Annotated in this window: 8 protein-coding genes; all 8 read left to right on the top strand. The window is 30.7% G+C overall.

Annotation, left to right across the window (positions count from 1 at the left end; all coding sequences use genetic code 11):
• Positions 1-148 precede the first annotated feature (148 nt).
• The 8 genes from DU428_RS13165 to DU428_RS13200 all read left to right on the top strand — a co-directional run bounded on the left by DU428_RS13165 (position 149) and on the right by DU428_RS13200 (position 7511).
• Positions 149-733, top strand: coding sequence for a carboxypeptidase-like regulatory domain-containing protein (locus tag DU428_RS13165; protein ID WP_113966830.1), 585 nt, complete (start codon positions 149-151; stop codon positions 731-733).
• A gap of 156 nt (positions 734-889) precedes the next feature.
• Positions 890-1618, top strand: a complete 729-nt coding sequence (locus DU428_RS13170) for a DUF2071 domain-containing protein (protein WP_113966831.1) — start codon at positions 890-892, stop codon at positions 1616-1618.
• Positions 1619-1740: 122 nt separating this feature from the next.
• A complete protein-coding gene (locus DU428_RS13175; RefSeq protein ID WP_113966832.1) occupies positions 1741-2610 on the top strand; it encodes a tetratricopeptide repeat protein in 870 nt (289 codons plus the stop codon).
• A gap of 151 nt (positions 2611-2761) precedes the next feature.
• Positions 2762-3286: a hypothetical protein gene (locus tag DU428_RS13180; protein ID WP_113966833.1), complete on the top strand. Its 525-nt coding sequence runs from the start codon at positions 2762-2764 to the stop codon at positions 3284-3286.
• Between the two features lie 192 nt (positions 3287-3478).
• A complete protein-coding gene (locus DU428_RS13185; RefSeq protein ID WP_123796533.1) occupies positions 3479-3982 on the top strand; it encodes a hypothetical protein in 504 nt (167 codons plus the stop codon).
• Positions 3983-4127: 145 nt separating this feature from the next.
• Positions 4128-4595, top strand: a complete 468-nt coding sequence (locus DU428_RS13190) for a hypothetical protein (protein ID WP_123796534.1) — start codon at positions 4128-4130, stop codon at positions 4593-4595.
• 148 nt (positions 4596-4743) lie between these two features.
• A complete protein-coding gene (locus DU428_RS13195; RefSeq protein WP_113966836.1) occupies positions 4744-6279 on the top strand; it encodes a hypothetical protein in 1536 nt (511 codons plus the stop codon).
• A 206-nt stretch (positions 6280-6485) separates the two neighbouring features.
• Complete coding sequence (locus DU428_RS13200) at positions 6486-7511, top strand: hypothetical protein (protein ID WP_123796535.1); 1026 nt, start codon at positions 6486-6488, stop codon at positions 7509-7511.
• Positions 7512-7648: the final 137 nt, after the last annotated feature.

A 7648-nucleotide genomic window follows, 5' to 3' on the forward strand; every position in this document is an offset into this window, starting at 1 on the left:
TACAACACCGTATATAATTTATTGCTAGTTCTAGCCTACTTACGAAAATCCTCGCGGATTTTCTATTCGGTTTGTATTTGCTAAATTAGGTGCTTAAAACACGCAACAAACCATATACAACAACGTTGTAGCACATTTGAGAAAAACGATGAAACATATATTAATTCTATTCTTTTTTACAATTTCATTTAACTCGTTTTCACAAAATTGGGAACTGAATAATATTGACAAAACCAAAGAATACGGATTTCAATATACTTTTTCATTTCAAAACGAAAATGACAAAAACGAGTTTAAGGTTTCCGAAAAAAAGAACTCAAAAAGAACTGAATTAAAAGGTCAGATTTTTGACAAACTTAATAATCCGATTTCAGGAGTTTATATTAAAATCATTTCCAAAAACAAAACTTTAAGCAAACAAATACAAGCCGATTTTGAAGGGAATTTTAAAACGGAATTACCAACTGGAGAATATTCGATTGAAATAAATTACGTGGGATATGACCAATTCAAAACTGACTTTAGAATTAAAGAAAACTCAACAACTGAATTTAAAATTAAACTCGGATTAGGACAAGAATTACGGATTTATCAAATTGACTCAAAAACAGAACTAACTGACAACGAAATTTCAGAAATTATAGATTGTGTTAATGGTAAAAGAAAATCAAAAAGTTTCAGCACAACCGAATGTTCTGAAAAAAATAAATATAACGTAACAATACAAATATAAAAACGTGCTACAACAATGTATAACCGCAATTACGGCGGATTCGACTGCGTCCGAATCCACGCGTAATTGATACCGTCGGTTCTTATACGAAAAACATTAAATTTAATCCCGTAACTGCGGTTATACGTAAACGTTAGGTGCAATTTGCTCACTCAAATGAAAATACCGAAAATAAAAGGAATAATAGACAGACGAATTTTAATCAATTACCAAATTGATAAAGAAGTCTTGGAAAATTATTTGCCAAAGCCTTTTAAACCAAAATTGGTAAACGGAAAAGGAATTGCGGGAATCTGTTTGATAAGGTTAAAAGAAATCAGACCGAAAGGTTTGCCGAAACAAATCGGAATTTCATCTGAAAATGGAGCTCATAGAATTGCAGTTGAGTGGACTGAAAACGGAAAGTTAAAAGAAGGAGTTTATATTCCAAGAAGAGATACTTCTTCTAAATTAAATTCTTTAGCTGGCGGAACTATATTTCCTGGAATACATCATTTAGCAAATTTTAAAGTAAATGAAAAGGATGGAAACTACGAAGTCGGTTTTATCAGCGATGACAAAACTTCATTATCAATAAAAGCTAAAGAAACAAACTCTTGGAATACCGAAAGTGTATTTGAAAATTTAGAATGTGTTTCTGAATTCTTTGAAAATGGTTCTATTGGATATTCGCCTGACAAAAATGACTTTGACGGACTTGAATTAAAAGCATATAACTGGAAAGTATCACTTTTGGAAGTTGAGAATGTAAAATCAAGCTTTTTTGAGAATGAAAGTATTTTCCCGAAAGGTTCTGTCAAATTTGATAATGCCTTATTAATGAAAGACATTGAACACGAATGGATTGGACTAAAAAAAATTAAAACTGCACCTAACACCGTATAAAAATAATTGCGGTTTAGTGCTTAATCAAAGGTCGTTGCGTGTTTGTAACGTCTGAATTTACTTCGGAAATTCCTCGCATACAAACCCGCAACTATTCTTATACAACAACGTTGTGCATAATTATGAAAAAAACTATGAGGATAACAATTTTAGCTCTGATATTGATTTCAAATATTGGATTTTCACAAAGTGATTTGACTGAATTAAAATTTGACACCAAATATTTTGACGCAGTCGACAAATGGGTTGCATTTCCAAAAAAAGATACGGATCCAACTTACGCTTATGGATTCATTTATTTGGATAATCAAGCAGGTTTCACCTTTAATTACGAAACTAAATTTCAAATAAAAGAGCAAAAGCTAATAAATATAAAACGAGATTCAACAGTTGGATTTATGAAATATCGACTGGAACCAAATACAAGTTTGGTTTCTGTTTTGACCGACAATCAAATTTCTGCGCTGAATTTACCTAAAGAACCTGAATGGTTATCGATTTACAAAGAAGGCTCTGACCAAGTGGATTATCTAAAACAGGAAGGTTATCATTACAATCATGTTGGTGCTTGTGAACAAGCTCTAAAACCACTACTAAAAGCCTACGAAATACAACCTCATTTTGATGGACTTGAATTTGAGTTAGCATATGCTTACAATCATTTGGGACAATTCGAAAAAGCCATACCAATTTTGGAAAAAGCAATCGAGAGCAACCCTAAAAACTATTACTTTTTCAGAGAATTGGGATATTCATATTTAGGCTTAAATAAAGTGGAAGAGGCTGAAAGAACATATCGAAAAGGAATTAAAATGTCAGACAACGACTTTGAAAAAAGTGAAATGTCAGTTAATATGGCTCAAGCTTATTTCAAACTCAAGAACAAAAAGAAATTTGATGAATGGGCTGAATTGACAAGAAAGCACTCAACTAAAGACAAAAGATACTTGCAATATATAGACCAATTTGAACAGAACTGGAATAAAAAATAACTACGCACAACAATGTATAACCGCAATTACGGCGGATTCGACTACGTCCGAATCCACTCGGAATTGCTAACGTCAGTGCTAAACCGAAAAACATTATCTTTAATCCCGTAACTGACGGTTATACGAAACCGTTACCACACATTTGCCAAAAATGACGAAAAAACTAAGACAAATATTCTATCCGACAATTTTCTTTATTGGAATATTTTCAATGTACTTTCAAATACAGATTTTTCGGAATACAATCATTAATTGGTTAATTCCAGCGTTAATAATCATTGTATTCGGAATCATAGCATACGGAATTGATTTTCGGAATTTTAAAAACACATACTTTCACTACAAAACAATAAAACTCTATGCGTTGATAAACTATTTCATCGGATTTGGATTTATAGCTTGTTCTGTTTTTATGTTTATGAATTATCACTTTGCTGACCAAAAAAGCAAAAACGAATCCTATAAAATTGTTGAACGGACTTTTATACGTGGTGGAACCAAATACAGAATCGGAGAAGAGCAACCTGTTTTTACAATAAATTATAAAGGAATTAAAAAAGAGTTGATATTTAAACACCAATACTTTGAAAAAATGAATCAATATAAAACCGTTGAATTGGAAACTCGGAATGGACTTTTTGGATTTGACATTTTAGAAAACAAAAAACTGAATTAAAACAATAACGGAATAAAAAAACGTGTGGTAACAACGTGTATAGCTCATTGCGGCTGAATTCCTAATCGGAATTCATTGCAATTTGCTATCTTTCGGTTACGGCGGAAAATCATAGCTGATTTTCCGCAACGAGCCATACACAAAACCGTTAGCTACAAGTTTAGCAGAATACTAATCAATGAAATTTTAAATTTGAAAAGAATACAATCAATAATAGTCTTTTTGCTTCTAAGTTCTTGTGCTTCTAAAAACATAAAAGGAACTTATCAATCTATCTTTGCTGATGCTGGAATGTTCATTACCACAATTAATTTCAAAACTGAAAACAAATTCGAATATATTATTTCTGGAGATCTGCCAGACAGAAATTTTACAGGATATTACCAAATCAAGGAAAATATAGTTTATTTAAAATTCGATCCTCCAAAGGAAGAAGATATTGTTAATATACCTAATGATTCGATTAAATCAATAGATTTAATTCTATTTGACGATTACCATGATTTCGCATTAAAAAATGATAATGGAATGGAATACCACCAAAAATTGTTGATTAGAAAAAATAAATTATTAGTTTATAGAATTGCATCAGAGGAATTAATAAAACGTATTAAAAAATATTCTGAAAACAATAATTTTTTATTTCCTGGAACTAAAGTAAAAACAAAGAGGTATTTTCTGAAAAAAATTGATTAAACCAGTAGCTAACAACGTGTATAGTTCATGCGTACTGATGGTTAAACAAAAGAAAAATTCTTACTTTTAGTGAAATATGATTTCCATCGGAATCATCCTACGGACGATCCCGCAACAAACCATACACGAACACGTTGGGCGTAATATGAGAAAAATCCTGATTCCAATAATAATTCTACTAATCAGTTGTTCGGACAAAAAATCTGAACCCAAAAAAACCGCAACTGAATTGGATAAAAATTGGACTGAATTTAATACTAAAGATTCTATTCCTGAATTACTCACTCTGACTTTAAAAAAAGTACTGAAAAATGACTTTGAAATTGCAAACCCTAATGAGGAATTTAATAAAACTGACGTCATAATTAACGATTCGATTCCGACAAGACAACTTCGATTATTATCAAGAAAAAACAGACTATGGAGAATTGCATATATTCAAGGTGGATTTGGGAAACATTATGTTTATGCGGAATGTGAAATAATAAACGACTCAATATCTGATTTTAAAATTTCACAAAGCAATTTAAGGTTGGAAAACAATGATAGCATTGACAAATATTTAGCGGATAAAAAACTTGAACCGAAAAAAGTAAAAATAATAATGAAATAAATACTACGCCCAACACCGTGTAAAAAACATTGCTTATTTTAGTTCAACCGTTTGGTCACTGCGCTTTTGCTTGCTTCTGATTTTCCTTCGGAAAATCCTCGCACACAAAACCGCAACGTTCCTTACACAAACACGTTGTACCCAATTTATGAAAACCGTAATTCACATAATAATTTTGACATTTATAACAGCTTCTTGCCAACCTCAAGAACTGAATGTGAATATCAAAAATGTTGAAATTAATATTCCTGGAAGTCCAGGACCTTGGCTGAAATACAACGATAATTTTTATTGTTACTTTAAAACTGACAATGACAAATTTAGTTCAGGTTCTAATCATCAATTTTACATTCTCGATAAAGACGGTAAAATAAAATCTCAAATTGATGTTCCAAAAAAACTTCAAACCTTTTATTACGATTTGTACATCAAGAACGATACAATATTTACAACGGAATATTATGACCACAACTCTTTTTATCTTGACCAAACAAATAACACTTGGATAGAAACAAAAAAAGGAATTGATTTATATTACGATGATAAAGACTATTCTGTTTATTCTCTCGATTTTGGAGAATGGGGTGGCGTAACTTGGTTCAAAGACAAACAAACGGGTAAACAATATGAAATTGGCGCAACATCGCCAGTAATCAATAAGTTAAATAACCATTATTATCTAACAACAGGTATATCCGTTTTGAAAATTAAAGACCCAACAGAGTTGGATGAAAGTAAGGAGCCCTACGATTATAAAAAAGCTGTTGCTGACCTTGAAAATAGTTATCGAAGAGAAGGGAATTATTCTACAAATGGAGCGGAAGTAATATTTGAATACAAAGATAATGACTATTTCAACCCAACTTTCTCAATAGCAACATCATTCATTTCAAACGAGAAACTCTACCATTTGTACAAAGACAGTATTTCAACCAAAATTGGAACAATAGAAAACAAAACGTTAGTTCCATTTTACGAATTTAAATATATAATCAGACCTTTTCAATGGAATTACGATACAAGAAACCCAATTCAAAATAACAACTTTCAATCTGTTCAATTCCGAACAGACAAGGATTCTGTTTACGGAATTATAGAAATTAACAAAAATGATTTTAAAGTCACCCAATTCAACAATATTTATAAAGAACCAGTATTTGGCGAAAATGAAATGAATGAATGGGTTGAAAATACTTTTGATAATTATTATTCAAATTTTAGCTCATTGACTTTAAACCAAATAGACAAAGTTGAGCAAGAGATAAATGCAACGGATATTACCCAAAAACATAAAATTTCAACTTATCGACTTGATGGTCGAGATGTTAATACGCCAAGAATTTATAGAAAAATTGAGAGTAAAGAATTAAGGCTATTAACAATATATTACTATTCAAAAGACGAAAAGAAAATAGAGTTAGTGAAATTTGAATGGGGAAAAAACAGAAACAAAAATCAAAGTATTAAAGATGTTGTTGCTTCAATGAACAATAGCAAAATGGAAGAAACACTTTACAAACAAAAATTTGATTGGATTTCAGATTACCTCAAAGGCAAATTAGGAGAACCTAACGACTTGCAAACGGACAAAAATAGTACTGAACAAAAATGGAAAAAAAATAACAAAATTATTGTTTTAGAATATAGCAAAAGAGATGTCGAACTAACAATTTACAGCGAATAAAAAACTGGGTACAACACCGTATATAGCTCAAAGCTAATTAGTTGCTTAATCGAAGTTAAGGCATATTTGCAAGTCCGCCAAATTTTTTAATTTGGCTTATTGAGAAAAAAGATAATAAGAAAATTAAAAAATTCGGCTCGTGCTCAACCAAAAAGTTATCGCTAATTTGCACGCTACGAGCCATATACAAAACCGTTGGGCAACATATGAAAAACATCCTGTTTCCATTAATAATTTTCTCAATCATTGCAAGTTGTGCTAATCCCCAAATGAATAAAACGGAATTTGAAAATGACCTACAAATTCGTGGATTAAAAGGAAAAATAACGTCAGTACGGACAGAAATTTTTGAATACAAAATAACTGAAAATAGTTTTGAGATTGGCGAAAAGATTAATTCCTATTCTGCTATCGACAGAGACGAATTATTAGAATTTAATGACATCGGAAACTTAATCAAGAGAACCGAATTCTATTCAAATGGTAAAATTTCAAACCAAACTGAATATTTTTATAACTCAAAACATCAAATCTTAAAAATTATTGAGACAGATAATTATGGCAAAGGTTCTCAAAGTATTCAAGAAAGCGTTTATGATAAAAATGATAGCATAAAGAAGTTTACTTATTCTTCAGGAGATTTCAAAAGAATATCTATTGCTGAAAGAGATGAAAATAATCGACTTATTACAAGGCGAGATATAGTCAATGATACCGTTCAAATGACCTTTAATTATAAATATGATAGTTTGGGAAATTTAATTGAGGAAAACGCTTTTATAAAAGATAGTATTCCATCCAAATTAATCAGTAGAAGTTATGAAGATAACTTATTGAAAACAGAACTGACCGAAACCTATGGACGCTGGGACACATTGCAAGAAAAGTCAATTTACGAATATGACAACCATAGTAGAATTAAGCTCATAAAAGAAGATTATGTGGACGACAATAATTTTACTCTAATTGAGAATTTCTATGACGAAAATGATAATTTAATTGAGTATAAAATTGAGCCAATTGGCGCAAAACGTTATTCAATATTAATCCAAAAATGGAATGAATTCGGAAATCAAATTGAATATTCGAGAACAGATGGACAAACAGGAAATAAGGAAATTTGGATTTCAAAATATGAGTTTGACCAAAATAATAATTGGGTTTTAAAAACTCACTTTAAAAATGGAAAACCTTTGTATATTGTAAAGCGGAAAATAAATTACGCCGAATAATACGTTGCCTAACAAAGTACTGTGGTAAAAAACAAGTAAAAAAGCATTAATTTTTCACCAAGGAACTTCTGTAGCTATCCTCATATATTAGTCCAGATTTAGCAATAGCAAAAGCTTGTTTTAATAGCTTATTGCAT

Origin of the sequence: Oceanihabitans sediminis (assembly GCF_003337215.1) — a bacterium.
Taxonomy (GTDB): domain Bacteria; phylum Bacteroidota; class Bacteroidia; order Flavobacteriales; family Flavobacteriaceae; genus Oceanihabitans; species Oceanihabitans sediminis.